Annotated in this window: 23 protein-coding genes; 11 read left to right on the top strand and 12 right to left on the bottom strand. The window is 71.9% G+C overall.

Annotated features, from left to right (window positions below; all coding sequences use genetic code 11):
- Positions 1-171: 171 nt before the first annotated feature.
- Both ACFYYR_RS24075 and ACFYYR_RS24070 read left to right on the top strand, forming a co-directional pair.
- Positions 172-1,008, top strand: a complete 837-nt coding sequence (locus ACFYYR_RS24075) for a helix-turn-helix domain-containing protein (RefSeq protein WP_388857163.1) — start codon at positions 172-174, stop codon at positions 1,006-1,008.
- A gap of 83 nt (positions 1,009-1,091) precedes the next feature.
- Positions 1,092-2,549, top strand: coding sequence for an aldehyde dehydrogenase family protein (locus ACFYYR_RS24070; protein WP_388857160.1), 1,458 nt, complete (start codon positions 1,092-1,094; stop codon positions 2,547-2,549).
- A gap of 77 nt (positions 2,550-2,626) precedes the next feature.
- Here the strand turns inward: ACFYYR_RS24070 and ACFYYR_RS24065 are convergent, their stop codons facing one another.
- Both ACFYYR_RS24065 and ACFYYR_RS24060 read right to left on the bottom strand, forming a co-directional pair.
- Complete coding sequence (locus tag ACFYYR_RS24065; RefSeq protein WP_388857595.1) at positions 2,627-4,042, bottom strand: glutamate decarboxylase; 1,416 nt, start codon at positions 4,040-4,042, stop codon at positions 2,627-2,629.
- Between the two features lie 157 nt (positions 4,043-4,199).
- Positions 4,200-5,531 carry an ion channel protein gene (locus tag ACFYYR_RS24060; protein ID WP_388857157.1) on the bottom strand — a complete coding sequence of 444 codons (1,332 nt, stop codon included), beginning with the start codon at positions 5,529-5,531 and terminating at the stop codon, positions 4,200-4,202.
- Between the two features lie 91 nt (positions 5,532-5,622).
- Between ACFYYR_RS24060 and ACFYYR_RS24055 the strand changes: the two genes are divergently transcribed.
- Positions 5,623-6,381 (top strand): MerR family transcriptional regulator, encoded by a 759-nt coding sequence (locus ACFYYR_RS24055; RefSeq protein WP_388857154.1) that lies wholly within the window; start codon positions 5,623-5,625, stop codon positions 6,379-6,381.
- A gap of 220 nt (positions 6,382-6,601) precedes the next feature.
- On the opposite strand, the gene ACFYYR_RS24050 is transcribed toward ACFYYR_RS24055, so the two are convergent.
- Complete coding sequence (locus ACFYYR_RS24050) at positions 6,602-6,970, bottom strand: YbjQ family protein (protein WP_388857151.1); 369 nt, start codon at positions 6,968-6,970, stop codon at positions 6,602-6,604.
- A 279-nt stretch (positions 6,971-7,249) separates the two neighbouring features.
- Between ACFYYR_RS24050 and ACFYYR_RS24045 the strand changes: the two genes are divergently transcribed.
- A complete protein-coding gene (locus ACFYYR_RS24045) occupies positions 7,250-7,951 on the top strand; it encodes a DedA family protein (RefSeq protein WP_388857148.1) in 702 nt (233 codons plus the stop codon).
- 108 nt (positions 7,952-8,059) lie between these two features.
- On the opposite strand, the gene ACFYYR_RS24040 is transcribed toward ACFYYR_RS24045, so the two are convergent.
- Positions 8,060-9,763: a threonine/serine exporter family protein gene (locus ACFYYR_RS24040; RefSeq protein WP_388857145.1), complete on the bottom strand. Its 1,704-nt coding sequence runs from the start codon at positions 9,761-9,763 to the stop codon at positions 8,060-8,062.
- A 156-nt stretch (positions 9,764-9,919) separates the two neighbouring features.
- On the bottom strand, positions 9,920-10,414 hold the full coding sequence (locus ACFYYR_RS24035; protein ID WP_351508924.1) for an inorganic diphosphatase: 495 nt from the start codon (positions 10,412-10,414) through the stop codon (positions 9,920-9,922).
- 41 nt (positions 10,415-10,455) lie between these two features.
- On the opposite strand from ACFYYR_RS24035, the gene dacB reads away from it, so the two are divergent.
- The 6 genes from dacB (at position 10,456) to folE (ending at position 18,073) form a co-directional block, all read left to right on the top strand.
- The gene (gene dacB / locus ACFYYR_RS24030; RefSeq protein WP_388857142.1) at positions 10,456-12,012 is read left to right on the top strand and encodes a D-alanyl-D-alanine carboxypeptidase/D-alanyl-D-alanine-endopeptidase; all 1,557 of its coding nucleotides are present in this window, start codon (positions 10,456-10,458) and stop codon (positions 12,010-12,012) included.
- A gap of 87 nt (positions 12,013-12,099) precedes the next feature.
- Positions 12,100-13,230: a zinc-dependent metalloprotease gene (locus ACFYYR_RS24025; protein WP_388857139.1), complete on the top strand. Its 1,131-nt coding sequence runs from the start codon at positions 12,100-12,102 to the stop codon at positions 13,228-13,230.
- Between the two features lie 193 nt (positions 13,231-13,423).
- Positions 13,424-14,464, top strand: a complete 1,041-nt coding sequence (gene tilS / locus ACFYYR_RS24020; RefSeq protein ID WP_388857136.1) for a tRNA lysidine(34) synthetase TilS — start codon at positions 13,424-13,426, stop codon at positions 14,462-14,464.
- Positions 14,465-14,563: 99 nt separating this feature from the next.
- A complete protein-coding gene (gene hpt, locus ACFYYR_RS24015; protein WP_388857592.1) occupies positions 14,564-15,103 on the top strand; it encodes a hypoxanthine phosphoribosyltransferase in 540 nt (179 codons plus the stop codon).
- Positions 15,104-15,335: 232 nt separating this feature from the next.
- Positions 15,336-17,363, top strand: a complete 2,028-nt coding sequence (gene ftsH, locus ACFYYR_RS24010) for an ATP-dependent zinc metalloprotease FtsH (RefSeq protein WP_388857133.1) — start codon at positions 15,336-15,338, stop codon at positions 17,361-17,363.
- 107 nt (positions 17,364-17,470) lie between these two features.
- Positions 17,471-18,073, top strand: coding sequence for a GTP cyclohydrolase I FolE (gene folE / locus ACFYYR_RS24005; RefSeq protein ID WP_388857130.1), 603 nt, complete (start codon positions 17,471-17,473; stop codon positions 18,071-18,073).
- Positions 18,074-18,298: 225 nt separating this feature from the next.
- On the opposite strand, the gene ACFYYR_RS24000 is transcribed toward folE, so the two are convergent.
- The 6 genes from ACFYYR_RS24000 to ACFYYR_RS23975 all read right to left on the bottom strand — a co-directional run bounded on the left by ACFYYR_RS24000 (position 18,299) and on the right by ACFYYR_RS23975 (position 23,375).
- The gene (locus ACFYYR_RS24000) at positions 18,299-18,787 is read right to left on the bottom strand and encodes a DUF3180 domain-containing protein (RefSeq protein ID WP_351508802.1); all 489 of its coding nucleotides are present in this window, start codon (positions 18,785-18,787) and stop codon (positions 18,299-18,301) included.
- 56 nt (positions 18,788-18,843) lie between these two features.
- Positions 18,844-19,437 carry a 2-amino-4-hydroxy-6-hydroxymethyldihydropteridine diphosphokinase gene (gene folK, locus ACFYYR_RS23995; protein WP_388857589.1) on the bottom strand — a complete coding sequence of 198 codons (594 nt, stop codon included), beginning with the start codon at positions 19,435-19,437 and terminating at the stop codon, positions 18,844-18,846.
- A 2-nt stretch (positions 19,438-19,439) separates the two neighbouring features.
- A complete protein-coding gene (folB, locus tag ACFYYR_RS23990) occupies positions 19,440-19,799 on the bottom strand; it encodes a dihydroneopterin aldolase (protein ID WP_388857127.1) in 360 nt (119 codons plus the stop codon).
- Between the two features lie 233 nt (positions 19,800-20,032).
- Positions 20,033-20,500: a nuclear transport factor 2 family protein gene (locus ACFYYR_RS23985; RefSeq protein WP_351508798.1), complete on the bottom strand. Its 468-nt coding sequence runs from the start codon at positions 20,498-20,500 to the stop codon at positions 20,033-20,035.
- Positions 20,497-21,369 (bottom strand): dihydropteroate synthase, encoded by an 873-nt coding sequence (gene folP / locus ACFYYR_RS23980; RefSeq protein ID WP_388857124.1) that lies wholly within the window; start codon positions 21,367-21,369, stop codon positions 20,497-20,499. Before folP ends, ACFYYR_RS23985 begins: the two co-directional genes overlap by 4 nt.
- A 152-nt stretch (positions 21,370-21,521) precedes the next feature.
- Entirely contained in the window at positions 21,522-23,375 is a 1,854-nt protein-coding gene (locus ACFYYR_RS23975) for a phosphatidylglycerol lysyltransferase domain-containing protein (protein WP_388857121.1), read from the bottom strand.
- A gap of 197 nt (positions 23,376-23,572) precedes the next feature.
- On the opposite strand from ACFYYR_RS23975, the gene ACFYYR_RS23970 reads away from it, so the two are divergent.
- Positions 23,573-24,700, top strand: a complete 1,128-nt coding sequence (locus tag ACFYYR_RS23970; RefSeq protein ID WP_388857118.1) for an alpha/beta hydrolase — start codon at positions 23,573-23,575, stop codon at positions 24,698-24,700.
- Between the two features lie 124 nt (positions 24,701-24,824).
- Here the strand turns inward: ACFYYR_RS23970 and ACFYYR_RS23965 are convergent, their stop codons facing one another.
- Positions 24,825-25,985, bottom strand: coding sequence for an ABC transporter ATP-binding protein (locus tag ACFYYR_RS23965; protein ID WP_388857115.1), 1,161 nt, complete (start codon positions 25,983-25,985; stop codon positions 24,825-24,827).
- Positions 25,986-26,022 lie beyond the last annotated feature (37 nt).

The following is a 26,022-nucleotide window of genomic DNA, read 5'->3' as shown; positions in this document are numbered from 1 at the left end:
GGATGCATACGCAACGGAGCCCGGAGGTGGCAGACTGCGCCCGTTGACGGTCGCAGTGCATCACCAACGGAGACAGGCAGTCGGGACATGGGCACAGTGCAGCCGGATAGGGGGCACCTCCCAGCAGTGGCTGGCGGAGGAGCAGGCGGGGCAGGCGGATCGAGCGGCTCCATGGTGCGCCGCATCCTGCTCGGGTCCCAGCTCAGGAGGCTCCGGGAATCCCGCGGCGTCACACGGGAGGCCGCCGGGTACTCGATCCGCGCGTCCGAATCGAAGATCAGCCGCATGGAGTTGGGCCGGGTGAGCTTCAAGGCACGGGACGTCGAGGATCTGCTCACCCTCTACGGGGTCGTCGACGGCGCGGAGCGCGAGGCGCTCCTCGGACTGGCCCGCGAGGCCAACGTGGCGGGCTGGTGGCACAGTTACGGCGACGTGCTGCCGGGCTGGTTCCAGACCTACGTCGGCCTGGAGGGTGCGGCGTCGAGCATCCGCAGCTACGAGGTGCAGTTCGTGCACGGGCTGCTGCAGACCGAGGAGTACGTCCACGCGGTCGTGACCCGCGGCCAGCCGGAGGCGACCCGCAGCGAGGTCGAACGGCGGGTCGCGCTGCGCCTGGAGCGGCAGAAGCTGCTGGTCTCCGAGCGCGGTCCGGAGTTCCACGTGGTGCTCGACGAGGCCGCCCTGCACCGCCCCTACGGCGGCAGCGCGGTCATGCGCGGCCAGCTGCGGCACCTCGCCGAGATCTCCGAGCGGCCGAACGTGAGGCTGCAGGTCATGCCGTTCGCCTTCGGCGGGCACGCGGCCGAGAGCGGGGCGTTCACCCTGCTCCGCTTTCCCGAGTCCGACCTCCCCGACGTCGTCTACCTGGAGCAGCTCACCAGCGCGCTCTACCTCGACAAGCGGGACGAAGTCGCCCAGTACGAGCGGGCGATGGAGCGGCTGCACGAGGACGCCCTGAGCCCGGCGGAGAGCCGGGACGTGTTGTCGGCCATGGTCCATCGCGTGTGACTCGTCAGTACGATGACAAGCCATCAGGAGAGTGCGTACGCCCGGGGCGTCCGACCAGCGCCCCGCCTCCAGACAGGGATGGCATGTCCTACTTCACAGAGTTGGCCCACCAGTACATAGACGGCGAGTGGAAGTCCGGCAGCGGCTCCTGGGACATCATCGACTTCAATCCGTACGACGGGGAGAAACTGGCCTCCGTCACCGTGGCCACGGTGGACGAGGTCGACCAGGCCTATCGGGCGGCGGAGCGCGCACAGCGCGACTGGGCCGCCACCAACCCCTATGCGCGCCGGCTCGTCTTCGAGCGTGCGCTGCGGATCATCCAGGACCGCGAGCAGGAGATCACCGAGGCGATCATCGCGGAGCTGGGCGGCACCCGGCTGAAGGCGGCCTTCGAGCTGCACCTCGCCCAGGAGTTCCTCCGGGAGGCGATCCAGCTGGCCCTGCGCCCCGAGGGCCGGATCCTCCCGTCCCCGGTCGACGGCAAGGAGAACCGGGTCTACCGGCTCCCGGTCGGCGTGGTCGGGGTCATCAGCCCGTTCAACTTCCCCTTCCTGCTGTCCGTCAAGTCCGTGGCGCCCGCGCTGGCGCTCGGCAACGCGGTGGTCCTCAAGCCGCACCAGAACACCCCGGTCGTCGGCGGCGGGCTGGTGGCCAAGGTCTTCGAGGAGGCGGGCCTGCCGGCCGGCGTGCTGAACGTCGTCATCACCGACATAGCGGAGATAGGCGACGCGCTCATCGAACACCCCGTGCCGAAGGTCATCTCCTTCACCGGCTCGGACAAGGTGGGCCGGCACGTCGCGTCGGTCTGCGCCGCCAACTTCAAGCACGCCGTGCTGGAGCTGGGCGGGAACAGCGCGCTGATCGTGCTGGACGACGCCGACCTGGACTACGCGGTGGACGCCGCGGTGTTCAGCCGGTTCGTGCACCAGGGACAGGTGTGCATGGCGGCCAACCGGGTGCTGGTGGACCGCCGCGTGGAGCGGGAGTTCACCGAGAAGTTCGTCGCCAAGGTGCGGACCCTGAAGGTCGGCGACCCGGCAGACCCGGAGACCCACATCGGCCCGCTGATCAACTCCTCGCAGGCCGAGGCGATATCGACGCTGGTCGAGCAGACGGTGGAGGCCGGGGCCACCGCCCTGGTGCGCGGCACCACGGAGGGCAACCTGGTGGCGCCGTCCGTGCTGACCGGGCTGGCGGCCGACGCGCCCGTGCTCAGCCAGGAGATCTTCGGCCCGGTGGCCCTCGTGGTGCCGTTCGACGGGGAGGACGAGGCGGTACGGATCGCCAACGACACCCCGTACGGGCTGAGCGGGGCCGTGCACACGGGCGATGTGGAGCGGGGGGTGCGGCTCGCCCAGCGGATCGAGACCGGCATGATCCACATCAATGACAGCACGGTCCACGACGAGCCGATCGTGGCGTTCGGCGGCGAGAAGCAGTCCGGCCTCGGACGGCTGAACGGCGAGTCGATGGTGGAGGCGTTCACCACCCAGAAGTGGATCTCCATCCAGCACGGCCGGAGCGGGTTCCCGTTCTGAGGCATGCGGGGGCTTCGGGGCCTCCTGCGGGGGCTTAGAGGTCCGAGGACGCCCGGGACTCCGGCCCCGGAAGCCCGCTAATGGTGGAACGCCGTGGCGACGGACGGGGGCCGCTTGCTCGGCTCCGACTGTTTCCGCAGGTCGGGGAGGATCCGGAGGAGGTCCTCCAGGAAGAGGTCGGCGAGGTCCGCGGTGAAGCCGTTGCGGCACACCACCCGGAGCACGGACAGATCCTCCCGGTGGGGCGGGAAGGTGTAGGCGGGCACCAGCCAGCCTGCCTCCCGCATCCGCCGGGACACGTCGAAGACGTCGAAGTGCCGGTTGTCCGCGGCCGTGGTGAAGGCGAAGACCGGGAGTTCGTCGCCGCGGGTCAGCAGCTGGAAGTCGCCGATGGCCTCGATCCGTTCGGACAGCGACCGGGCGACGTCCCGCGACGTCTGCTGCACCACCCGGAAGCCCTCGCGGCCCAGCCGCATGAAGGTGTAGTACTGCGCGGCGACCTGCGCCCCCGGCCGGGAGAAGTTGAGCGCGAAGGTGGGCATGTCGCCGCCCAGGTAGTTCACCCGGAAGATCAGCTCCTCCGGCAGGGTGTCGGCCGTCCGCCAGAGCGCCCAGCCGACGCCCGGGTAGACCAGTCCGTACTTGTGGCCCGAGGTGTTGATGGAGCAGACGCGGGGCTGCCGGAAGTCCCAGACCAGCTCCGGGTCGAGGAAGGGGGCGATCATCCCGCCCGAGGCCCCGTCCACATGGACGGGCACGTCCAGCCCGGTGCGTTCCCGGAGCGCGTCGAGCGCCGCGCACAATTCCGCCACGGGCTCGTAGGACCCGTCGAAGGTCGAGCCGAGGACGGCCACGACGCCGATGGTGTTCTCGTCGCAGAGGTCCGCCGCTGCCTGCGGGTCGATGTGGAAGCGGTCGCCCTCCATGGGGACCTGCCGCGGCTCGACCTCCCAGAAGTTGCAGAACTTGTCCCAGCACACCTGGACGTTGATGCCCATCACCAGGTTGGGCCGGGCGCGGCCCGGATAGCGGTCGGCGTTGCGCCGTGCCCAGCGGCGTTTGAGGGCCATCCCGGCGAGCATGCACGCCTCGCTCGACCCGGTGGTGGAGCAGCCGATGGTGGTGCTCGGGTCGGGGGCGTGCCAGAGGTCGGCGAGCATGGCGACGCAGCGCCGCTCCAGCTCGGCGGTGCGGGGGTACTCGTCCTTGTCGATCATGTTCTTGTCGCGGCACTTGGACATCAGCAGCCCGGCCTGGTGGTCCATCCACGTGGTCACGAAGGTGGCCAGGTTGAGCCGTGCGTTGCCGTCGAGCATCAGCTCGTCGTGGACGAGCTGGTAGGCGATGTCGGCGGACATCGGACCGTCCGGCAGCCGGTGGCGCGGGGGCGCCGCGACCATTCCGCCGGCCGGATCGGCGGGCCCGAAGAAGGGGTTGACCGACAGCGCGCCCCGCTCGCTCTCCGCGGGGTCGGGACCGTTGTGCAGCGACATGGCGAAGGTGCCCTTTCGCGGTGCCTCCATCTGTCGCGACCTTATGGCCGACGGGGCCGCGCCGCCCGCCCGGCCGGTCCGGATGCGCACGGCCGGTCCCGTCGGCGCACCGGGTGCCGTCAGCGCACCGGGAGCTCCTCAGCGCACCGGTGTCCCGTCAGCGCACCGGGGTGCCGTCGTCGTGCAGCTGCATCAGCGGGCGGCCGGAGACGATCAGCCACGCGGGCAGCGAGGCCAGGCAGAGCACCGGCAGAACGGCGATGTCCGACGCGAGGACGGCAGCCGTGAAGAGGCTCAGCCAGCCCTGCCGGGTGATCGCCATGAGAATCCCCAGCACGCCGCAGACCACCGCGAGGGCGAGGTGCACCTGCGGGACGACGGCATGGGCGCACAGCCCCAGCGAGACCCCGGCGAACACCGAGGGAAAGATCCGTCCGCCGCGGAAGCCACTGGCGGCGGCGACGGTGAGCGCGGCGACCTTGACCACCGCCATCAGGGCGAATCCCCCCGCCGACCAGCCGTCCGGATCGGCCGTCAGCTCCTTGACCTGCTCCAGCCCCTTGAACAGCGTGAGATGTCCGCCCAGGGCACCGAGCAGCCCCAGCACCACCCCGCCCGACGCCGTCATCGCCACCGGATGCCGCAGCCGCCGGAAGGCCCGGTGCACCCAGGGGAACGCGTACACGGCCGCCATGGCGAGGACCGCTCCGGCGGAGGCGATCACCATGGCGCCCAGCAGATCGCTGTACTCGGTGTCCGAGTAGTCCGGGAGGTTCAACTGGAAGGCCGGGTCGGCGACCAGCGCGGTCGTGATGGCACCCGCCCCGCCGGCGACCAGCGGCGCGAACAGCTGGTCCCAGAGCGAGACTCCGGGGCCGTCTCCCGGCCCCTGTCCCGGCGGTCCGGGGGCCGGGCGGCCGACGAGGCTCTCGGTGACGATCAGCGCCGCCGCGACCGGCGTGCCGAAGAGCGCGCCGACCGTCCCGGCGGCGGCCAGCGCCACCCACAGGTCGGCGGGGGAGTGCGGGAACGCCTTGGTCCCGAGCCAGAACGCCAGCGCGATGTTGGCCGCGGTGATCGGGTTCTCCGGTCCGAGGCTGACTCCGCCCGCCAGCGCCAGAACGGAGGCGAGCAGCAGTCCGGGGACCACCCGCGGCGGGATCGGGGGGTCGACGAGTCCGGTGGTGGCCGGGTCGTGCCCCGCGTGCCCCGGCACCTTCCACACCACCAGGCCCACGGCCAGCCCGGTGGCGGTGAGGACCGCGACCATCCACCCCGTCGACCAGCGCCCGACGCCCAGCGCCTCGGGCAGGGTCGTCCAGAGCAGATCCTCCAGGACTTCGGCGAGTTCGCTGATGCCCAGCAGCACCAGGGCGGCGGCCACCCCGACCACGAGTGCCGGAAGGGTCAGCGGCAGCAGGGCTCGTGGGCCGACGGGACTGCGCTGGGCGGCGGCTTCCGGTACCACGGGCACACCATAGCCGTGCATATCGGTACGGATCGGAACGAAACTCGGGGCTTGCACCTCACGCGACGTGAGGCAGCAGGCTGTGGAGCGCACAGAGAAGGGAGCGGACGGCATGAGCTATTCCGTGGGACAGGTCGCCGGTTTCGCCGGGGTCACGGTGCGCACCCTGCACCACTACGACGAGATCGGGCTGCTCTCCCCGAGCGCCCGCAGCCGTGCGGGGCACCGGCGGTACGACGACGCCGACCTCGGCCGGCTGCAGCAGATCCTGTTCTACCGGGAGCTCGGCTTCCCGCTCGACGAGGTCGCGGCCCTGCTCGACGACCCGGGGGTGGACCCGCAGGAACACCTGCGGCGTCAGCACGGACTGCTGTCCGCCCGGATCGCTCGGCTGCAGGCGATGGCCGCGGCCGTCGAACACGCCATGGAGGCAGGAAAGATGGGCATCACTCTCACCCCCGAGGAGAGGTTCGAGGTCTTCGGGGACCAGGACCCGGAGCAGTACGCGGACGAGGTCCAGCGGCGCTGGGGCGACACCGACGCCTACCGGGAGTCGCAGCGCCGGGCCGCCTCCTACACCAAGGAGGACTGGCTGCGGATCAAGGCCGAGGGAGAGGAGAACACCGCCGCGTTCGTCGCCCTCATCGAAGCGGGCACGGCGCCGGACTCCGAGGCGGCGATGGACCTCGCGGAGGAGCACCGGCAGCAGATCGGCCGGAACTTCTACGCGTGCGACCACGCATTCCACACGTGCCTCGGTGAGATGTACGTCGCCGACCAGCGGTTCACCGAGTCGCTCGACGGCATCAAGCCGGGTCTCGCGGGCTATCTGCGGGACGCGATTCTCGCCAACGCGGCGCGGCACACCTGACGGGCGCGGACCCCGGCAGCGCGCGCCGGGGTCCGCGCCCGGCGGGACCCTGCCGGGCTTTCCTCCGGCCGCCGGGTGGCGGACATCACCCGGCCCTGCCCGGGCCCCGGCCCGCCGGCGCACCGGTGCCGGTGCTGCTGACGGTGCCGTGACCGCCGGACGCGGGGATGCCGCCGGACGCGGGGCTGCCGCCGGCCGCCGGGCGGCCGGCGGAGCCGCGTCAGGACTGCGGGGCCAGTACCACCGCGGTGCCGTAGGCGCAGACCTCGGTGCCCACGTCTGCGGCTTCCGCCACATCGAACCGCATCATCAGCACCGCGTTCCCGCCGCGGGCCCGGGCCTGTTCCACGAGCCGTTCCATGGCCTGGTTCCGGGTCTCGACCAGGGTCTTGGTGAGCCCCCGCAGCTCGCCGCCGATCATCGACTTCAGACCGGCTCCGATCTGGCTGCCCAGGTGGCGCGAGCGCACCGTCAGGCCGAAGACCTCGCCGATGACCTGCTGAACGTGGTAACCCGGCACGTCGTTGGTCGTCACCACCAGAACGTCGGCCTGGGCGCCCTGGCCGCCTCCGAACTCCTCGATGCCCATCACAGTCACCTCCTGCGGAAAGGATCGGACGCGGGGGCGGGGGACGCACCCGGAGGGCGGTCCGTTGCGCTGTCCGGCGGTACCGGCCGGGCGGGCGCGGGGCGTCGGCCGGGGCCCCGGGGCAGGGGCTGCCGGGTGCGGTGGCCGGTCCTGGAACCGGAGCGCCGTCGCTCGCGTTGATAGCTTGGGACTGCCGCACCGCATCATCGGCAGCCACCGCCTATCCCTGTGCCCGGGCCCCGCTTGAGCCTGCGCCCTCGACCCAGGAGCCTGTCAACCGTGACCACCCTCGCGCTCGGCCCCAGCTGGCTGGACCCGGACTTCCTGATCCAGACGTTCGGCCTGCTCGGTGTGCTGACGATCGTCTTCGCCGAGTCCGGCCTGCTCATCGGCTTCTTCCTGCCGGGTGACTCGCTGCTCTTCACCACCGGTCTGCTGGTGGTCACCGACAAGCTGGACAAGCCGCTCTGGCTGGTGTGCGTGCTCATCGTCGCCGCCGCGGTCCTCGGCGACCAGGTCGGCTATCTCTTCGGGCGGAAGGTCGGCCCCGCGCTCTTCCGGCGGCCCGACTCGAAGCTCTTCAAGCAGGAGAACGTCGAGAAGGCCCACGAGTTCTTCGAGAAGCACGGTCCGAAGTCGCTGATTCTGGCCCGCTTCGTCCCGATCATCCGTACCTTCACGCCGATCATCGCCGGTGTGAGCCGGATGAACTACCGCTCGTTCATCATCTTCAACATCATCGGCGGAGCCCTCTGGGGCGCCGGCGTCACCCTGCTGGGCGCGGCGCTCGGCCAGATCGACTTCGTGCACCAGCACATCGAGATGATCCTGGTCGGGATCGTGCTGCTCTCGGTGGTCCCGATCGTGATCGAGTACCTCCGGGCCCGCGGCCAGTCCAAGAAGGCCGCGGCGGCCGCCCCGCAGGAGCAGTCGGACACCGGCCAGTCCCCGGCCCCGCGCGGCCGTCACGCCAAGCGCTGACCCGCCCGGTGGCGCCGCCAGTGCGGCGCCACCGGCCCGGCGCACCCGCGCGCCGGACCTCGTACGTCAGACCCGGTACGTCGGAGCCCGTACGTCGGACCCCGTACGTCAGAACCCGCGCGTCCGCTTCGCGGCCCGGCGCGCCGAGGCGTCCGCCGCACCCGGGATCTTGATGGCGAGCCGGGCGATCTCACCACCCAGGTTCACCCCGATCGCGATGGCCAGCGCCAGCGCCGCCGCCTTGGTCAGCGAGGCCAGACCCGAGTCGAGGCCGCCCTGGGCGAGGTTCAGCAGCCCGAAGTAGATGGCGCTACCGGGGAGCAGCGGTCCGATCGCCGCCGTGACGTACGGCAGCGCCGAGGCGTACCGGTAGCGCGACAGCAGCTGGCCGAAGAGGCCGACCAGCCCCGCCGCCACCGTCGTCGAGGCGACCTGGTTCACCCCGACCTCGACGGCCAGCGCCCCGTAGATGATCCAGGCGACGCCGCCGTTGAGCGTGGCGATCAGCACGGTGTGACGTTCCTGCTGGAGCAGGATCGCGAAGGCGAGGGCCAGCAGCATCGCCGCGAGGATCTGGGTCACGGGCCGGTTGGGCACGTCCAGGGCCTCTTCCGGATTCAGCCTCGCCCCCAGCCGGACACCGCCGTAGAGCACGGTCAGCACGCCGCAGACGATGCCGACCACCAGGTAGGCGACCTCCAGCAGACGGGCGGAGGCGGTGATGTAATAGCCCGTCAGCCCGTCCTGCACACCGGCGACCAGCGCCCGTCCCGGGATCAGCGCGAAGAGCCCACCGGTGATGACGGCCGAGGCCTGTACTTCGGCGTGGGCGAGGCTCAGCGCGATCCCCATCGCGGCGGGCGGCATCGCCGCCGCGACGAACTGGTAGAACTCCGGCAGCCCGCGCCCCGAGGCCAGCCACGCCAGCCGGTCACCGAGCATGGCCCCGGCGGCCGCCGCCAGGAAGACCAGCCAGCTACCGCCGACGAGGGTGCTCGCCGCACCCGCCAGCGCCCCGCCGGCCAGGGTCAGCGCCCACCCCGGGTAGGGGTGCCGGTTACGCCGTATCTCGGCCAGCCGCCGGTACGCCTCTTCCAGGCTTATCTCGACGTCGTCCGCGCAGATGTCGTCGACCAGCCGGAAGACCGCGGCCAGTCGGGTGTAGTCGGTGCCCCGCCGCCGGACGGTGCGGCTGGCCGTCACCGGGTCGTCGACCAGCGAGGGCTGGTAGGTGACGGACAGCAGGGTGAAGGTGACGGTCGGCTCGCAGCGGTCGAGGCCGTAGGCGTGCGCGACGCCGAACATCGCGGCCTCGACGTCCTCCGCGCCCTCGCCGCCCGCGAGCAGCAGTTCGCCGATACGGAGCGTCAGGTCGAGGACGCGCGGAACGGCCGGGCCGGTCTCGTCCTCGACCTTCTCCGCCCGCTCCGGCACCGGCCGGTCGGCGATCGGCATGCGCAGCATCGTGCGCATCCGGTCCTGCCAGGGCGTCTCCTTGGTCAGCCGGACCATCGGGATGCCGTGCGGCGGGGTGAACGCCGGGAACGCGGACTGCGGGCGGGCGTGCGTGCCCGTCTGCGTCTGTGACCTGGGCGGGGCGAACGCCGAGCCCTCGGGCTCCGCGTGGTGCTCCTGCGCCAGCCCGCTGGGCACCGCGAACTCGGATGTCGGATGCTCTTCCTCCGGAAGCGGCGGCAGCGGCACGCCCTCCGGCGGTGTGAAGGCGCTGTGCGCCTCGTCCGACTGCGGCTTGCGGTCCTCCTGGGCATCCGCCTCAGGTGTGCCACCGCTCCGCTTCGGGTCCCCGACCACGTCGTTCCGCTCCTCCTCGCCTCTCTTTCCGGTGCCTCACCGGCCACGATGCCGCATGCCCGGCTGTGCTGCCCGCCATGTCCCCGTGCAGCGGCGGGCGGTGCGCCCCTCAGGGTGCACCGCCCGCAGCCGTACGGTAAAAGAGCCCTCAGTGACTCAGTGCTGGCCGCCCTGGGCCTCGAGCCGCTTGATGGAGGCCTCGACCTCGGCCTCGGCCTCACCGCGGCCGACCCAGTTGGCGCCCTCGACGGACTTGCCGGGCTCCAGGTCCTTGTACACCTCGAAGAAGTGCTGGATCTCCAGGCGGTCGAACTCCGACACGTGGTGGATGTCGCGGAGGTGCTCCACCCGGGGGTCGGACGCCGGAACGCAGAGCAGCTTGTCGTCGCCGCCGGCCTCGTCGGTCATCCGGAACATGCCGATGGCACGGCACTTGATGAGGCAGCCCGGGAAGGTCGGCTCGTCGAGAATGACCAGCGCGTCCAGCGGGTCGCCGTCCTCGCCGAGAGTGTTCTCCACGAAGCCGTAGTCGGCCGGGTAGCTGGTCGATGTGAAGAGTCGACGGTCCAGGCGGATGCGACCGGTCTCGTGGTCCACCTCGTACTTGTTCCGCGAACCCTTCGGGATCTCGATGGTGACGTCGAACTCCACGGGTGGCTCCTCCATGATCAGCACATACTTCGGGTGATTAAGTGTCCCTCACGCAGGTGTGTGATGGCGAAAGGGGCTGGTCCGAGGTGCCCGAGGCCGGATCGTGGCAGTTCAGATGGGTGGTCGAACGATGGCGGGCGCATCCGGCCTGGCATCTTCCGGCCGCATCCGCGCTGGTGGGAGTGGCCGTGGCGGCCGCTGCCGTGACCGCGGCCGGTCCCTGGGACTCCGGTCAGCGTACGGCCGAGCGGCAGCGTGCGGAGGCCCGGAGCCCGACGCGTGGCGAGCATCACGGCGAGCGGTCCGGCGGGCGGTCCGGCCGCGCCGCGGGTACGGTCCCGCGGGCCGCCACGGTCCTCGCCCCGCTGGGCGCCGCCGCCGGCCCCACCCAGTCCCCGGACCCGGTGCCCCCGCCCACCCGTGACGGCCTCACGGACTCCCTCGGTCCGCTGCTCAAGGACCCTGCGCTCGGTCCGCTGCGCAGCGCGTCCGTGGTGGACGCCGCCACCGGCAAGCAGCTCTACGGCTCCGACGCCGGCACCGCGGCCCTCCCGGCGTCCACCATCAAGATCGCGACCGCGGTGGCGGCGCTGGACGCGCTCGGACCCGACCACCGCATCGAGACGACCGTCGTCACCGGGGCCGCGGACGACGAGATCGTGCTGGTCGGCGGCGGCGACCCGACCCTCACGGCCCGCAAGCCCCTGGGCGTGGACAAGCCGGCCGCGCTGCGCACCCTCGCCCGGGACACCGCCCGCGCGCTGAAGGACCGCGGCCGCACCGAGGTCACCGTCGGCTACGACACCTCCCGCTACAGCGGCCCGGACGTGCACCCGATCGGCCCCGGCAACGAGAACATCGCCGCCGTCACCCCGCTGATGGCCGACGAGGGCAGGCTCGACGACAGCGCCGGCGGCCCGGCCCCGCGCAGCGCCGACCCGGCCGCGGACGCGGCCCGGACCTTCGCCCGGCTGCTCCGTGACCGGGGCATCGACACCAAGGGCGATCCGCACACCGTCACCGCGGGCCACAAGGCCGAGCGACTGGCCGTGGTGCGGTCCTTCCCCCTCTCGACGCTGGTCGAGCGGATGCTCACCACCAGCGACAACGACATCGCCGAGGCCCTGGCCCGGCAGACCGCGATCGCGGTCGAGGAGCCGGTGAGCTTCGAGGGCGGCGGCCGCGCGGTCACGCGGCGGCTCGAGAAGCTCGGCCTGCCCCTGAAGGGCGCGAAGTTCACCGACGGCAGCGGGCTGAGCCGCAAGAACGAGGTCACCGCGGACCTCCTCGCCCAGCTGCTGGTCCGCGCCGCGGACCCGGCCCGCCCCGAACTGCGGCCGGTCCTCACCGGGCTCCCCGTGGCCGGGTTCACCGGGACGCTGCGCGGCCGCTACGCCGACGCGCCCGCGGGCACGGGGGTCGTCCGGGCCAAGACGGGGACCCTGACGGGTGTGAACACCCTCGCGGGGACGGTGGTGGACGCCGACGGGCGGCTGCTGGCGTTCGCGTTCATGACCACGGACGCGGCCGACCCCCACGGGGCCCAGGCGGCCCTGGACCGGCTGGCCTCGGCGGTCGCCAACTGCGGCTGCCGCTGACCTGGCCCCGCCCCGGGGTCCCCCGTGGGCGGCCCGGGGCGTCCACAACCCTCACCGCAACCGCTGTGCAGCACGTACCGTGAAGTCATGACGAGCATCGGTGGTGCGGAGATGGTCGACTGGAACCTCGCGGTGGCGACGGCGACCCGGCTCGTACGGCCGGGACCCGAGGTGACCCGGGACGAGGCGCGGGCCGTCGTCGCCGAACTGCGGCGGCACGCCAAGTCCTCCGAGGAGCACGTGCGGGCGTTCACCGGGCTGGCGCAGCCGGACTCGGCGCCGCACGACACCCCGGTCCTCGTGGTGGACCGGGCCGGCTGGGTGAAGGCCAACGTCGCCGGGTTCCGCGAGGTCCTCAAGCCGCTGCTGGAGAAGATGCAGGACCGGCGCGGCGGTTCGGCCGGCGGTTCGGTCCTCGGCGCGGTCGGCGGCAAGGTGACCGGTGTCGAGCTGGGGATGCTGCTGTCGTTCCTCGCCTCCCGCGTCCTCGGCCAGTACGAGACGTTCGCCCCCGTCGGCCGGGACCTGCCGGGCGCGGAGAACGGCGCCGGCCGGCTGCTGCTGGTCGCGCCCAACATCGTCCATGTGGAGCGGGAGCTCGACGTGGCGCCGCACGACTTCCGCCTCTGGGTCTGCCTCCACGAGGAGACCCACCGCACCCAGTTCACCGCCGTGCCCTGGCTGCGCGACCACATAGAGGGTGAGATCCAGTCGTTCCTCGGCGAGACCGAGATCGACCCGAACACGCTGCTGGAGCGGCTCCGGGAGGCGGTGCAGTCGCTCACCGGCAACCGGCCGGAGGGCGCGGACGACGACGGCGCCCACAGCCTGGTCGAACTGGTGCAGACGCCTGCCCAGCGCGAGATCCTGTCCCGTCTCACCGCCGTGATGTCCCTGCTGGAGGGGCACGCGGACTTCGTGATGGACGGGGTGGGGCCGCAGGTCGTGCCGTCGGTGGCGGAGATCCGGGAGAAGTTCCAGAAGCGGCGGGCGAGCGGGGCCGGCCGGCTGGACCTGGCGCTGCGCAAGCTGCTCGGTCTCGACGCCAAGCTCCGGCAGTACCGTGACGGGGAGCGGTTCGTCCGGGCCGTGGTGAGCCAGGTCGGGATGGACGGCTTCAACCGGGTCTGGACCTCGCCGAACACCCTCCCGACCAAGTCGGAGATCGCCAAACCGGCGGACTGGGTCGCGCGGGTGCACCGGAAGGCCGAGTCGTGAGAGCGGGGCGGCCCGCCGGGTGAGCCCCGCCCGGTAATCACCCGTCCGAGGGACCGTGAGTGATGGGTGGGCGTGCGATGCTCGGGTATCGGCTCGTCTCTGTCACCATCTACATACTCAGCGTGATGAAAAGCCGTGACTGAACCCCGTACGACCCCCCGTACGGCCCCGGCCCCGAGGAAGTGAACCGGACATGGGTCCCCATCCAGCGGTCGCAGCGATACGCCTGGCGGTCCGCCGCGTACTCCACGACGTCCTCACCGACCACCCGCCGGGCGAGCAGCGGCCCGGTCCGCTCGTCCTCGCCGCCTGCAGTGGTGGCGCGGACTCCATGGCGCTCGCCTCCGCCCTCGCCTTCGAGGCCCCCAAACTGGGCATCCGGGCCGGTGGCGTCACCGTCGACCACGGTCTGCAGCCCGGCTCCGATCTGCGCGCCGCCGAAGTCGCCACCCGGATGCGGGCGCTCCGTCTGGACCCCGTCGAATCGGTCGCGGTGCACGTCGGGCGGGGCGGCGGCCCCGAGGCCGCGGCCCGGGACGCCCGTTACGCCGCCCTCGACGCCGCCGCCGAGCGGCACGGGGCCGTCGCGATCCTGCTCGGCCACACCCGTGACGACCAGGCCGAAACCGTGCTCCTCGGCCTGGCCCGGGGCTCCGGCACCCGGTCGCTGTCCGGCATGGCGGCCGTCTCCGGCGCCGGCGGCCGTTACCGTCGCCCCTTCCTCCAGCTCGACCGGCAGACCGCCCGGAAGGCCTGCCTCGTCCAGGCGCTGCCGGTCTGGGACGACCCGCACAACACCGACCCCGCGTACACCCGCTCGCGGCTCCGCCACGAGGGGCTGCCCGCGCTGGAGAAGTCCCTGGGCAAAGGGGTGATCGAGGCGCTGGCCCGGACGGCGCAGCTCTCCCGGGACGACGCCGACGCCCTCGACGGCTGGGCCGCCGAGGTGGAGCAGACGGTGCGGGCGGAGGGCGGGGACGGCTTCGCCGCCCTGGACACCGCCAAGCTCTACGCGCTGCCGCCCGCGGTCCGCCGCCGGGTGTTGCGGCGTGCGGCCATCTCCGCGGGCGCGCCGCCCGGCTCTCTCTTCGCCCGGCACATCGAGGAAGTGGACCGGCTGATCACCGGCTGGCGCGGTCAGGGAGCGATCAACCTCCCCGGCCGGGTCGAGGTCCGACGGCGGTGTGGCAGTCTGGTGATTCGGCGGCGCGACGAGGCCGCCGCCGACCACTGAGCCGACCTTCGGCCGCACACCGGGGCGTACGGGCCGCAGGCCCCCCGCACCCTGACGGACCGAGACGAACCGAGAGTGACCAGGGTGGACGACAAGGACATGGGCACCGACCTCCAGTCGGTGCTCATCACCAAGGAAGAGATCGACGCGAAGCTCGCAGAGCTGGCCGCGAAGATCGACGCGGAGTACGCGGGCAAGGACCTGCTCATCGTCGGTGTCCTCAAGGGCGCGGTGATGGTGATGGCGGACCTCGCCCGGGCTCTGTCGACCCCGGTCACGATGGACTGGATGGCGGTGTCCTCCTACGGGGCCGGCACCAAGTCCTCCGGCGTGGTCCGGATCCTCAAGGACCTGGACACCGACATCGCCGGCCGGGACGTCCTGATCGTCGAGGACATCATCGACTCCGGGCTGACGCTGTCCTGGCTGCTGTCGAACCTCAGCTCCCGCGGCCCGGCGTCGCTCAACGTCTGCACGCTGCTCCGCAAGCCGGACGCGGCCAAGGTCGCCATCGACGTCAAGTACGTCGGCTTCGACATCCCCAACGAATTCGTCGTGGGCTACGGCCTCGACTACGCGGAGAAGTACCGCAACCTTCCCTTCGTGGGGACCCTCGCGCCGCACGTCTACGGCGGCTGACCGGCGGCTCCGGCGGCGGGGCACCGTGGGGAACCCGTCGCGGTTTCCCGCCGTTGGAGCATGGGAAGGCCGTTTTGTTAACCGTCCTGGGCAGCGTCGGGGGACAATGCTGGGGTACGGTCCGAAGGTCAGTCTTTAAAGGTCGAGTAATACACCGTACGCACGCGCAGCCCGCCTGAGGCTGACGTGCCTCACTGTGGCAGGAGGGACGGGGCGCCCGCGCCCCGTATGGATGGACGTGAAGCGCTACTTCCGTGGGCCGGTCATGTGGATCGTGCTGGCCGTCCTCGCCGTGGTCGTGTTGATGCAGGTCGTCGGCTCGTCCGGCGGCTACAAGACGGTGGACACCGGCCAGGTCGTCAAGGCGATCGCCGACAACAAGGTCCAGTCCGCCGAGCTGACGACCGGCGACGAGAACAAGATCAAGGTCGAGCTCAAGGACGGCACCAAGGTCGAGGGCAGCACCAAGCTGCAGGCCAGCTACATCGGTGACCAGGGTTCCCAGCTCGCTCAGACGCTGCAGGCTCAGACCAACGACAGCGACAAGAACACGCTGCCCGACGGCTACACCGTGTCCCCGTCGAAGCAGAACCCGTTCGTCGGCGTTCTGCTCTCGCTGCTGCCGTTCGTCCTGATCGTCGTCGTCTTCCTGTTCCTGATGAACCAGATGCAGGGCGGCGGCTCCCGGGTCATGAACTTCGGGAAGTCCAAGGCCAAGCTGATCACCAAGGACACTCCGAAGACGACGTTCACCGATGTGGCGGGCGCCGACGAGGCCGTCGAGGAGCTCCACGAGATCAAGGAGTTCCTGCAGGAGCCGGCCAAGTTCCAGGCCGTCGGGGCGAAGATCCCCAAGGGCGTCCTGCTGTACGGCCCGCCCGGTACCGGCAAGACGCTCCTCGCGCGCGCCGTCGCGGGCGAGGCGGGTGTCCCGTTCTACTCGATCTCCGGTTCCGACTTCGTCGAGATGTTCGTCGGTGTCGGTGCCTCCCGGGTCCGCGACCTGTTCGAGCAGGCCAAGGCCAACGCCCCGGCGATCGTCTTCGTCGACGAGATCGACGCCGTCGGCCGGCACCGCGGCGCGGGCCTCGGCGGCGGGCACGACGAGCGTGAGCAGACCCTGAACCAGCTCCTCGTCGAGATGGACGGCTTCGACGTGAAGGGCGGCGTCATCCTGATCGCCGCCACCAACCGGCCGGACATCCTCGACCCGGCGCTGCTGCGCCCGGGCCGCTTCGACCGGCAGATCGCCGTCGACCGCCCGGACATGCAGGGCCGGCTGGAGATCCTCAAGGTTCACCAGAAGGGCAAGCCGGTCGCGCCGGACGTCGACCTCGGCGCCGTCGCCCGTCGCACCCCCGGCTTCACCGGTGCGGACCTGTCGAACGTCCTCAACGAGGCCGCGCTGCTCACCGCGCGCAGCGACAGGAAGCTGATCGACAACCACTTCCTCGACGAGGCGATCGACCGTGTCGTGGCCGGACCGCAGAAGCGGACCCGGATCATGAGCGACAAGGAGAAGAAGATCACCGCGTACCACGAGGGCGGTCACGCCCTGGTCGCGGCGGCTTCTCCGAACAGCGACCCGGTACACAAGATCACGATCTTGTCCCGCGGCCGTGCGCTCGGCTACACGATGGTCCTGCCGGACGAGGACAAGTACTCCACCACGCGCAACGAGATGCTCGACCAGCTCGCGTACATGCTGGGCGGCCGCGCGGCGGAGGAGCTCGTCTTCCACGACCCGACCACGGGCGCCGCGAACGACATCGAGAAGGCCACCACCACGGCCCGCGCGATGGTCACGCAGTACGGCATGACCGAGCGGCTCGGTGCGATCAAGTTCGGCTCCGACAACTCCGAGCCCTTCCTGGGCCGCGAGATGTCGCACCAGCGCGACTACTCCGAGGAGGTCGCCGCGCTGGTGGACGAGGAGGTCAAGAAGCTCATCGAGACGGCGCACAACGAGGCCTGGGAGATCCTGGTCGAGAACCGCGACGTCCTGGACAACCTCGTCCTGCAGCTGCTGGAGAAGGAGACGCTCGGCAAGGAGGAGATCGCGGAGGTCTTCTCCACGGTCGTGAAGCGCCCGGCCCGTCCGGCGTGGACCGGCTCCTCCCGGCGCACCCCGTCCACCCGGCCGCCGGTCCTCTCCCCCAAGGAGCTGACCATGGCCAACGGCGCCCAGCCCGGTACCACCCCGTCCAAGGTCTCCACGGACAAGGTGGACCTCCCGGAGGAGCCCGGCTCCGAGAGCTGACGGGCGGCCTCCGAGCCCGGAATGAATGCCGCGCTCCCTCGGGTTCTAACCTGAGGGGGCGCGGCTTTCTGCTGCGCGCTGCGGATACGTGAAGGATCGAGGCACACATGACCGACCCGGTGACGCTGGACGGCCAGGGCCCCATCGGCGAGTTCGACGAGAAGCGCGCCGAGAACGCCGTCCGGGAGCTGCTCATCGCGGTCGGCGAGGACCCGGACCGCGAAGGCCTGCTCGAGACCCCGGCCCGGGTGGCGCGCGCCTACCGGGAGATCTTCGGCGGCCTCTGGCAGGTGGCCGAGGACGTGCTGACGACCACGTTCGACATAGGCCACGACGAGCTGGTCCTGGTGAAGGACATCGAGGTGTACAGCACCTGCGAGCACCATCTGGTGCCGTTCCACGGGGTCGCGCACGTCGGCTACATCCCGTCCACCGACGGGAAGATCACCGGGCTGTCCAAGCTGGCCCGGCTGGTGGACGTCTACGCTCGCCGGCCGCAGGTGCAGGAGCGGCTGACCACGCAGGTCGCCGACTCCCTGATGCAGATCCTGGAGCCGCGCGGCGTGATCGTGGTGATCGAGTGCGAGCACATGTGCATGTCGATGCGCGGCATCCGCAAGCCCGGGGCGAAGACCACCACCTCCGCGGTCCGCGGCCAGCTCCGCGACCCGGCCACCCGCTCCGAGGCGATGAGCCTGATCATGGCCTAGACGGCCCTTCGGCGCTGGACATCGGCCTGCGGGGCGGTGCCCGGCCTGCGGCGTCCATGGCCCCGGACGTCGGTCCGGCACCGGCCCGGGACCGGCTCGGGGTGCGTCGTGGGGCGGGGAACGTGCCGGTCCGCCCCAGGAGGCCGCTCAGCGGCCGTCTCCGGGCCGCGAAGCCCTCGCGGCGGTCAGAGGCGAGTGCCGGTGTGCACCGGGCCGGTGCCGGGGTCAGGCGGCCGGGGCCTTCGGGGGGCCGTTGTCCTCGTCCTCCGGCAGCCGGCACACCCGCTCCAGGAAGAGCGCCGCGACGACCACGGCGACCCCGGTGACGACCGAGAGCCCCGCGTAGATCGCCTGGTCGCGCCGCGGGCCCGCGTCCAGGCCGTCGATCAGCAGAAAGACGAACGCCCCGGCGTAGACCCCGGCCACCAGCGACGCCACCAGCGCGCTGGCCTGGCCGAAGACCACGGCGCGGGCGGCCACCATCGGGTCCACGCCCTTGGCGTCGGGACGCCGCTCCCGCTGGGCTTTGAGCCGGGCCCGCAGCGCCAGGGCCGTCGCCGCGAGCACCGCGGCGATCACCCCCAGCACGATCGGGGCCGCGACCGGCACTCTCGGCAGCGTGCCGAAGGTGTCCCAGAGCCGCGATCCGGCCCATGACAGCACTCCGGCCACGGCGAACAGTCCGAACAGCACCCGGACCCGCAGCTGCTTCACTTGGCCTGGCCTTCCCTCGCGATGGCGTCCCTGCCCGTACCCGAGGAGCCTAACGACTACTCGGGGAGGCGGAGTTCCAGGTCGGCGCGGGCGTCCACCCCGGTGCGGCCGACGCCGTCCAGCAGCTCCGCGACCGCCCCGCGGCCGGGCACCTCGGCCTCCGGTTCCACGTCGTGCCAGGGGACGAGGACGAAGGCGCGCTCGTGCACCCGCGGGTGCGGCAGGGTCAGCACCGGGTCGTCGGAGACGACGTCCTGGTACGCCACGATGTCGACGTCGATGGTCCGGGGGCCCCAGCGCTCGTCGCGGACCCGCTCGAAGGCCTCCTCGATGGCGTGTCCGCGCTCCAGCAGGGAGGACGGCGGCAGGGTGGTCTTGATCAGCACCACGGCGTTGAAGTACGAGGGCTGGGACTGCGGCTCGACGCCCCACGGCTCGGTCTCGTAGACGGGGGAGACCGCCTTGACCCGGATGCCCGGGGTGTCCTCCAGCGCGTCGACCGCACCCTGCAGGGTCTCCAGCCGGTTGCCCAGGTTGCTCCCGAGCGAGATCACCGCGCGTTTCGGGTTGCTGAGCGTCGTGTCGGCGGCGTCCACCTGCTGGACGACCGAGGCGGGCACGGGCTGCACGGTCGGGTCGCTGGTGCTCATGCTCATACTCGGCTCCGTGTGATCGTGATGGTCACGTCGTCGAACGGGACAGCGATCGGGGCGTCCGGCTTGTGGACGCACACCTCGACCTCCTGCACCGTCTCGTGCTGGAGACACTGCTGGGCGATCCGTTCCGCCAGTGTCTCGATCAGGTCGACCGGCTCGCCCGTCACGACGCCCACGACGTCCTCCGCCACCACTCCGTAGTGCACGGTGCGGGTCAGGTCGTCGTCGGCAGCCGCCGGGCGGGTGTCCAGGCCCAGCACCACGTCCACGACGAAGATCTGGCCCTTCTCGCGCTCCTCGGGGAACACCCCGTGGTGGCCGAGGCCTTTCAGGCCGCGCAGTGCGACACGGTCCACACGGATCACTCCTGCCGGTCAACGGATGTACGGGTCGGCGGCGGCCCACGGCACGCCACTCGCCCCCGAATCTACCTGCGAACCAGGGGTGCGCTCGCCCATGGGGGCTATGGACTTCGGCCCGTCCGGCTGGTAGCAGGGGCTGGGCCCGCGCGTCTGCCAAGGGCCTCCTGCCCACCCCTACCCGTCCACCGCGTGGCTCGAACGAGTGGCGTGTCACCGGGCGCTGACGTTCAGCGTCCGGCCGTGGGTTCCTCGCCGTCGCCGTCCTCGTCGCCCTGGGTGTCGGCCAGGACCGGTGACCCGTGGTGCGACCAGATCTTCCAGCCGTCCACTGTGCGTCGGAACACATTCGTGGCGACCACCAGCTGCCCGACCAGCGGGCCGAGCTCGCCGTCCTCCTCCGCGGGGCCGCCGCTGAGGATGTTCTCGGTGCAGGTCACCAGCGCGGTGTCGTCCTCGACCGCCACTTCGACATCGGTGAGGAAGAACTGGATGTACTCGGTGTTCGCCATGATCACCGCATAGGAGCGGAGCACCTCGCTGTGGCCGCGCAGCACGGGCCAGCCCGGGTGCACACAGCTCACGTCCCCCTCCAGCCACAGACCGGACAGGGCTTCGAAATCTCCCTGCTCCATGGCCTCGTAGAGGGCGGTGTTGGCCAGCTCGACCTGTTCGCGGTCCGTCCGGGCCGCGCTCACCCGGTCGCCCCGGTGCGCTCCGCGCCCTCGACGGCGCGGGCCACCCGCACCGCGTCCGCGGTGGCCCGTACCTCGTGCACCCGGACGGCCCAGGCGCCCTCGCGGGCCGCTATCGCCGAGACGGCGGCGGTGGCCGCGTCCCGCTCCCGGGCGGGCGGCGGGCTGCCGTCACCCCCGGAGAGCACCTGTCCGAGGAACCGTTTGCGCGACGCCGCGACCAGCAGCGGACGGCCCAGGCCGCGCAGCTCGCGCAGCCGGGCGACCAGGGCCAGGTCGTGCTCGGCGTGCTTGGCGAAGCCCAGTCCCGGGTCGATCACCACGCGCTCGGCGGCGACCCCGCCGGCGACCACGGCGTCCAGCCGCTCGCGCAGCTCGGCCAGGACCTCGCCGACGACGTCCCGGTAGACGGCGCGGCTGTTCATGTCGGCGCTGAACCCGCGCCAGTGCATCACCACGAACGGCACCCCGGCCGCCGCGACCACCGGCACCATCGCGGGGTCCGCGAGACCGCCGCTCACATCGTTGACCAGCACGGCTCCGGCGGCGACGGCCTGTTCGGCGACCGACGCGCGCATGGTGTCCACGGAGACGACGACGCCCTCGGCGGACAGGTCCCGGACCACCGGGATCACCCGGCGCAGTTCCTCGTCCTCGTCGACCCGGCTGGCTCCCGGGCGGGTCGACTCGCCGCCGACGTCGACCAGGTCGGCGCCCTCGGCCGCCAGACCGAGGCCGCGCTTGACCGCGGCGGCGGTGTCGAACCAGCGACCGCCGTCGGAGAACGAGTCGGGCGTGACGTTCACCACGCCCATGACCGCACAGCGGTCCCACTCCGGAAGACCGGCCACGCGGCCCCGCAACGTACTCATGCCCCCAGCGTAGAGCGCACGGCCTGCTCCGGTACCCGTCGGGGGCAGGGCTTCCGCCCGGCGGAGACGGTCCAGGGGCTGTCGTCCGGAACGGGCAGGAGCCGGGAGCGGTGCCGGGCACCGGGAGCCCGGCCTGAACCGGACGACAGCACTCAGGCGGCCTGCGGCTCGCGTTCCGCCGTCGGCGCCGTGGACAGATGGGCGCAGGGGCGCGCCCGGCGGGAGCCGGGGCGGCGGGTGAAGGGCCGCGGCAGGGCCAGGGTGACGAAGCCCTCGGCCTGCATCGCGGCGAAGCCGATCCGCGGCAGGTCGCGGGTGTTGCGGAAGACCAGGAAGCGGGGCTCCCAGGACGGCCGGAACTTCGCGTTGAACTTGTACAGCGACTCGATCTGGAACCAGCGGGAGAGGAACACCAGCAGTCCGCGCCAGCCGCGCAGTACCGGTCCGGCACCCAGCCGCTCGCCCCGGGCGAGCGCCGAGCGGAACATGGCGAAGTTCAGGGACACCCGCTTCACCCCGAGGCCGGAGGCGGCCTGCAGGGCGGCCACGATCAGCAGCTCGTTCATCCCGGGGTCGGCCGAGCGGTCGCGGCGCATCAGGTCCAGCGACATCCCGTGGTCGCCCCACGGGACGAAGTGGAGGACGGCCTTCAGGTCGCCGTACGGGCCGGGCTCGCCGTCCTCGCCGGTCTTGTGGGCGGTGGCGATGACGCAGTCGCCGTCGGCCGGGTCGCCGATCCGGCCGAGTGCCATGGAGAAGCCGCGCTCGGTGTCGGTGCCGCGCCAGTCGGCGGCGGCCCGCTGGATCCGCCCCAGCTCCTCCGGGCAGAGGTCGGCGACCCGCCGCACGCGGGTCTCGTAGCCGTTGCGCTCGATCCGCTTCACCATCTGCCGGACGTTGCGCATGGCCCGTCCGGTCAGGGTGAAGTCGGCGACCTCGACCACGGCTTCGTCGCCGAGCTCCAGGGCGTCCAGGCCGGTCTCCCGGGTCCAGACCTCGCCGCCGGTCTCGCTGCACCCCATGACGGCCGGGGTCCAGGAGTGCACCCGGGCGTGCTCCATGAAGCGTTCGATGGCCCCGGGCCAGGCCTCGACGTCGCCGATCGGGTCGCCGCTGGCCAGCATCACGCCGGAGACCACCCGGTAGCAGACGGCCGCCTTGCCGCTGGGGGAGAAGACCACGCCCTTGTCCCGGCGGAGGGCGAAGTGGCCCAGGGAGTCCCGGCCGCCGTGGAGTTCCAGCAGGCTCCGCAGGCGGGTCTCGTCGTCGTCGGTGAGCCGGGCGGCCGGGTTCTCCGGGCGCAGGGCGAGGTAGCTGGTGGTGACGGCGGTGAGCAGGCCGAGCGCGCCGAGCGAGTAGCCGACCGTCCAGGAGACCCCGCCGGTGTAGCCGACCGGGCCCTCGAAGCCGAACAGGCCGTACAGGACGTGCTCCAGGCGTTCGGTGAAGCCGGGCTCGCCGACGACCCGGCCGGGGTGGGAACTGACGATCAGCATGCCGAGGCCGACGCTGCCGGAGCCGAGCAGGGCGAAGTTGGCCAGGGCCTTCCAGCGGCTCCTCGGGTCCGGGAGCGCGGCGAACTCCCGGCGGTGGCGCAGCAGCAGGGCGAGCAGCGCGAGCGAGAGGAGCGTGCCGCAGACCGAGTGGCGGTAGACGTACTGGGCGACCGCGCCGACGGGCAGCAGGACGACGGCCGCGACCCAGGCGCGCCGCTTGCGCCGTTTGAGGGCGTGGGCCAGGAGGAGGAGCAGGACGCCCGCGCAGATCGCCATGGCCGCGGTGAACGGGCCCAGGGTGCCGGGCAGGACTTCGGCGGCGGCGTGCATCCGGCTGTGCCGGAAGCGGGGGAAGACTCCGGCGGCGATGTCGAGCAGGCCCAGGAGCGTGCAGGCGGTGCCGATGAGGCCGGGCACCTTCTCGGGGCGGGGTCCGCGCAGCACCCGGCGCACCCGTTCGAACAGCGCCGGAACCTCTTCGGATTTTTCGCCATCTATCCTGACAGACATCGCTTCCCGTTAGCTCCGTCGAGAACTCTTGCGGCCGTTGGTCGCGCCTCCCGGACAAGGTGCGTCCCCTAGGACGCCGGCATCCGGGCCCGGGTTCCCCCTCCCGGACGTTCTGTCCGAATGGGGCCCTTATCGCACCTCCGGGGAGGCACTGCCGCCGCGACACGGATGCCGGGTCGCCTTCGAGAAAGCTTCATATGGCCCTCACCAGCAAGAGGCTTCTGATGCTGGCCGTCGTCGTGGCGGTTTCGGTGTTCACCGTGACCGTCTGGTTATGGCCACGGCTCGCGCGGCGCAGCGTACCTGCCGTGCTGGGCCGGATCGGCATTCTGCTCGGTACGCAGCTGTCGATCCTGGCGGCGGGGGGTGTGGCGGCCAACCTGTATTTCGGGTTTTACAGCTCATGGGCGGATCTACTGGGCACCGAACGGGAGATGGGCGTCGTCGTCGATCACGGCGGGCCGGGGGCGGGGCGCCTGGTGGTGCAGGGCACCCGGGGCGTGGGGCTGCCGGACGGCGCCAATCCGGGAAAATCCGGCCGGGTCGACCGGGTGACGATGACGGGCGAGAGCACCGGAATCACGGCATCCGCGTATGTGTATCTGCCTCCGCAGTATTTCCGGTCCGGATACGCCGGCCGGAAATTCCCGGCTGCTCTGGTGCTGACCGGTTTTCCCGGGACCGAGGAGAGCCTCATCACCCGGCTCCGGTATCCGCAGACGGCCACCCGGCTGATCGAACGGGGCACGATGCGGCCCACCGTCCTGATCCTGGCCCGTCCGACCGTCGCGCCGCCCCGGGACACCGAGTGCATGGACGTGCCCGGCGGGCCGCAGGCCGAGACCTTCTTCACCGAGGACCTGCGCCGGGCGGTCGTGGAGCACTACCGAGTCGGCGGGCGGGCCCGGAACTGGGGTGTCATCGGCAACTCCACCGGGGGGTACTGCGCGCTGAAGATGGCGCTGCGCCACCCCCGTGCCTTCTCGGCCGCGGTGGGGCTCTCCAACGTGTACCGGGCTCCCTCCGACGCGACCACCGGGGATCTCTTCGGCGGCAGCAGGAGGCTGGAGCGGGAGAACGACCTGCTGTGGCGGCTGGCGAACCGGCCGATGCCGCCGGTCTCCGTGCTGCTGGGCACCAGCCGGACCGGGGAGGACAACTACGCCGACGCCCGGGCGTTCATCGCGCGGGCGAAGCCGCCGCTGCGGGTGTCGTCGATCGTCCTGGAATCCGGCGGGCACAACTTCAGCACCTGGGGCCGGGAGGTGCCTCCGGCGCTCGACTGGCTGACGCACCGTCTCCGGGTGCCCGGGCCCGGGGACTGACCGGGGCCGGTGACCGACTGGGGCCGGGGCCGGGGCCGGGGCCGGGTCCCGGGGGAGCCGTCGTCCGTCGGCGCTCCGGGGCCGGCCGCCCGGAGCGGCCGCCCGGTGCTCCGCGGCGGCCGGGTCAGGCGCCGCCCACGGTCTCCAGGTCCACCTCGGCCCGGGGGATGGCGTTCGCGTCCGCGTCGATCGAGCGGCGGAGCGCCTCGTGGAGGCGGGCCGGGGTGAGGACGCCGAGGAAGCGGTCGCCCTCCAGGACCGCGATCCAGCCCGCGTCGTGCTGGAGCATGGTGCTGAACGCCTGCTTCAGGGAGGCGCCGACGGGCAGCCAGGCATCCATCCGGCGGGCGTGTTCGCGGACCGTGCCCGTCCCTCCCGAGGCCGCCGCCTCCCGGGAGAGCCAGCCGTGCAGGCCGTCGGAGTCGTCCAGCACCACGGCCCAGCGTGCGCCGTCCGCCGTCAGCCGGGCGGCGGCCGCGGTCAGCGGGTCGTCGAGGTGGACGACCGGCGGCTGTTCGAGGTCCCCCGGCTCGATGGTGGTGACCGACAGCCGCTTCAGGCCCCGGTCGGCGCCGACGAAGTCGGCCACGTACGGCGTCGCGGGGGCGCCCAGCACGGCGGCCGGCGGGGCGAACTGTTCGATCCGGCCCTGGCCGTAGACCGCGATGCGGTCGCCCAGCCGTACGGCCTCCTCGATGTCGTGCGTCACGAAGAGGACGGTCTTGCGGACGGTCGCCTGGAGCTTCAGGAACTCGTTCTGCAGGTGCTCGCGCACCACCGGGTCGACCGCGCCGAACGGTTCGTCCATCAGGAGGACGGGCGGGTCCGCGGCGAGCGCGCGGGCCACGCCGACGCGCTGGCGCTGGCCGCCGGAGAGCTGGTCCGGGTAGCGGTCGCCGTAGACGGACGGGTCGAGGCCGACCAGGTCGAGCAGTTCGGCCGCGCGCCTGCGGCCCTCCTTGCGGGGCCGGCCGAGCAGGTGCGGCACGGTGGCGGTGTTGTCCAGCACCGTTTTGTGCGGGAACAGCCCGACCTGCTGGATGACGTAGCCGATCCGGCGGCGCAGCCGCACCGGGTCGACGGTCGCGATGTCCTCGCCGTCCAGCAGGATGCGGCCCGCGGTGGGCTCGATCAGCCGGTTCACCATCTTCATGGTGGTGGTCTTGCCGCAGCCGGACGGTCCGACGAGCGTGACCAACTCCCCCTCGGCGACCTCGAAGGACAGGTCGTCGACGGCGGTGGTGCCGTCGTCGTAGCGCTTGGTGACGTGCTCGAAGCGGATCATGGCTCCCCATTGTGGCCGGTCAGGGCGCGGTTCTTGT

Origin of the sequence: Streptomyces sp. NPDC001922 (genome assembly GCF_042891165.1) — a bacterium.
Lineage (GTDB): Bacteria > Actinomycetota > Actinomycetes > Streptomycetales > Streptomycetaceae > Streptomyces.
Note: the sequence above shows the minus strand (reverse complement) of the source record. Positions and strands in the feature narration are given on the sequence as shown.

What these genes read in the sequence shown, in the direction of transcription:
- ACFYYR_RS24075 (WP_388857163.1), top strand. Translation starts at nt 172, where the DNA reads ATGGTGCGCCGCATCCTGCTCGGGTCCCAGCTCAGGAGGCTCCGGGAA.
- ACFYYR_RS24070 (WP_388857160.1), top strand. Translation starts at nt 1,092, where the DNA reads ATGTCCTACTTCACAGAGTTGGCCCACCAGTACATAGACGGCGAGTGG.
- ACFYYR_RS24065 (WP_388857595.1), bottom strand. Translation starts at nt 4,042, where the DNA reads ATGTCGCTGCACAACGGTCCCGACCCCGCGGAGAGCGAGCGGGGCGCG.
- ACFYYR_RS24060 (WP_388857157.1), bottom strand. Translation starts at nt 5,531, where the DNA reads ATGCACGGCTATGGTGTGCCCGTGGTACCGGAAGCCGCCGCCCAGCGC.
- ACFYYR_RS24055 (WP_388857154.1), top strand. Translation starts at nt 5,623, where the DNA reads ATGAGCTATTCCGTGGGACAGGTCGCCGGTTTCGCCGGGGTCACGGTG.
- ACFYYR_RS24050 (WP_388857151.1), bottom strand. Translation starts at nt 6,970, where the DNA reads ATGGGCATCGAGGAGTTCGGAGGCGGCCAGGGCGCCCAGGCCGACGTT.
- ACFYYR_RS24025 (WP_388857139.1), top strand. Translation starts at nt 12,100, where the DNA reads ATGACGAGCATCGGTGGTGCGGAGATGGTCGACTGGAACCTCGCGGTG.
- tilS (WP_388857136.1), top strand. Translation starts at nt 13,424, where the DNA reads ATGGGTCCCCATCCAGCGGTCGCAGCGATACGCCTGGCGGTCCGCCGC.
- hpt (WP_388857592.1), top strand. Translation starts at nt 14,564, where the DNA reads ATGGGCACCGACCTCCAGTCGGTGCTCATCACCAAGGAAGAGATCGAC.
- ftsH (WP_388857133.1), top strand. Translation starts at nt 15,336, where the DNA reads ATGGACGTGAAGCGCTACTTCCGTGGGCCGGTCATGTGGATCGTGCTG.
- folE (WP_388857130.1), top strand. Translation starts at nt 17,471, where the DNA reads ATGACCGACCCGGTGACGCTGGACGGCCAGGGCCCCATCGGCGAGTTC.
- folK (WP_388857589.1), bottom strand. Translation starts at nt 19,437, where the DNA reads ATGAGCACCAGCGACCCGACCGTGCAGCCCGTGCCCGCCTCGGTCGTC.
- folP (WP_388857124.1), bottom strand. Translation starts at nt 21,369, where the DNA reads ATGAGTACGTTGCGGGGCCGCGTGGCCGGTCTTCCGGAGTGGGACCGC.
- ACFYYR_RS23975 (WP_388857121.1), bottom strand. Translation starts at nt 23,375, where the DNA reads ATGTCTGTCAGGATAGATGGCGAAAAATCCGAAGAGGTTCCGGCGCTG.
- ACFYYR_RS23970 (WP_388857118.1), top strand. Translation starts at nt 23,573, where the DNA reads ATGGCCCTCACCAGCAAGAGGCTTCTGATGCTGGCCGTCGTCGTGGCG.
- ACFYYR_RS23965 (WP_388857115.1), bottom strand. Translation starts at nt 25,985, where the DNA reads ATGATCCGCTTCGAGCACGTCACCAAGCGCTACGACGACGGCACCACC.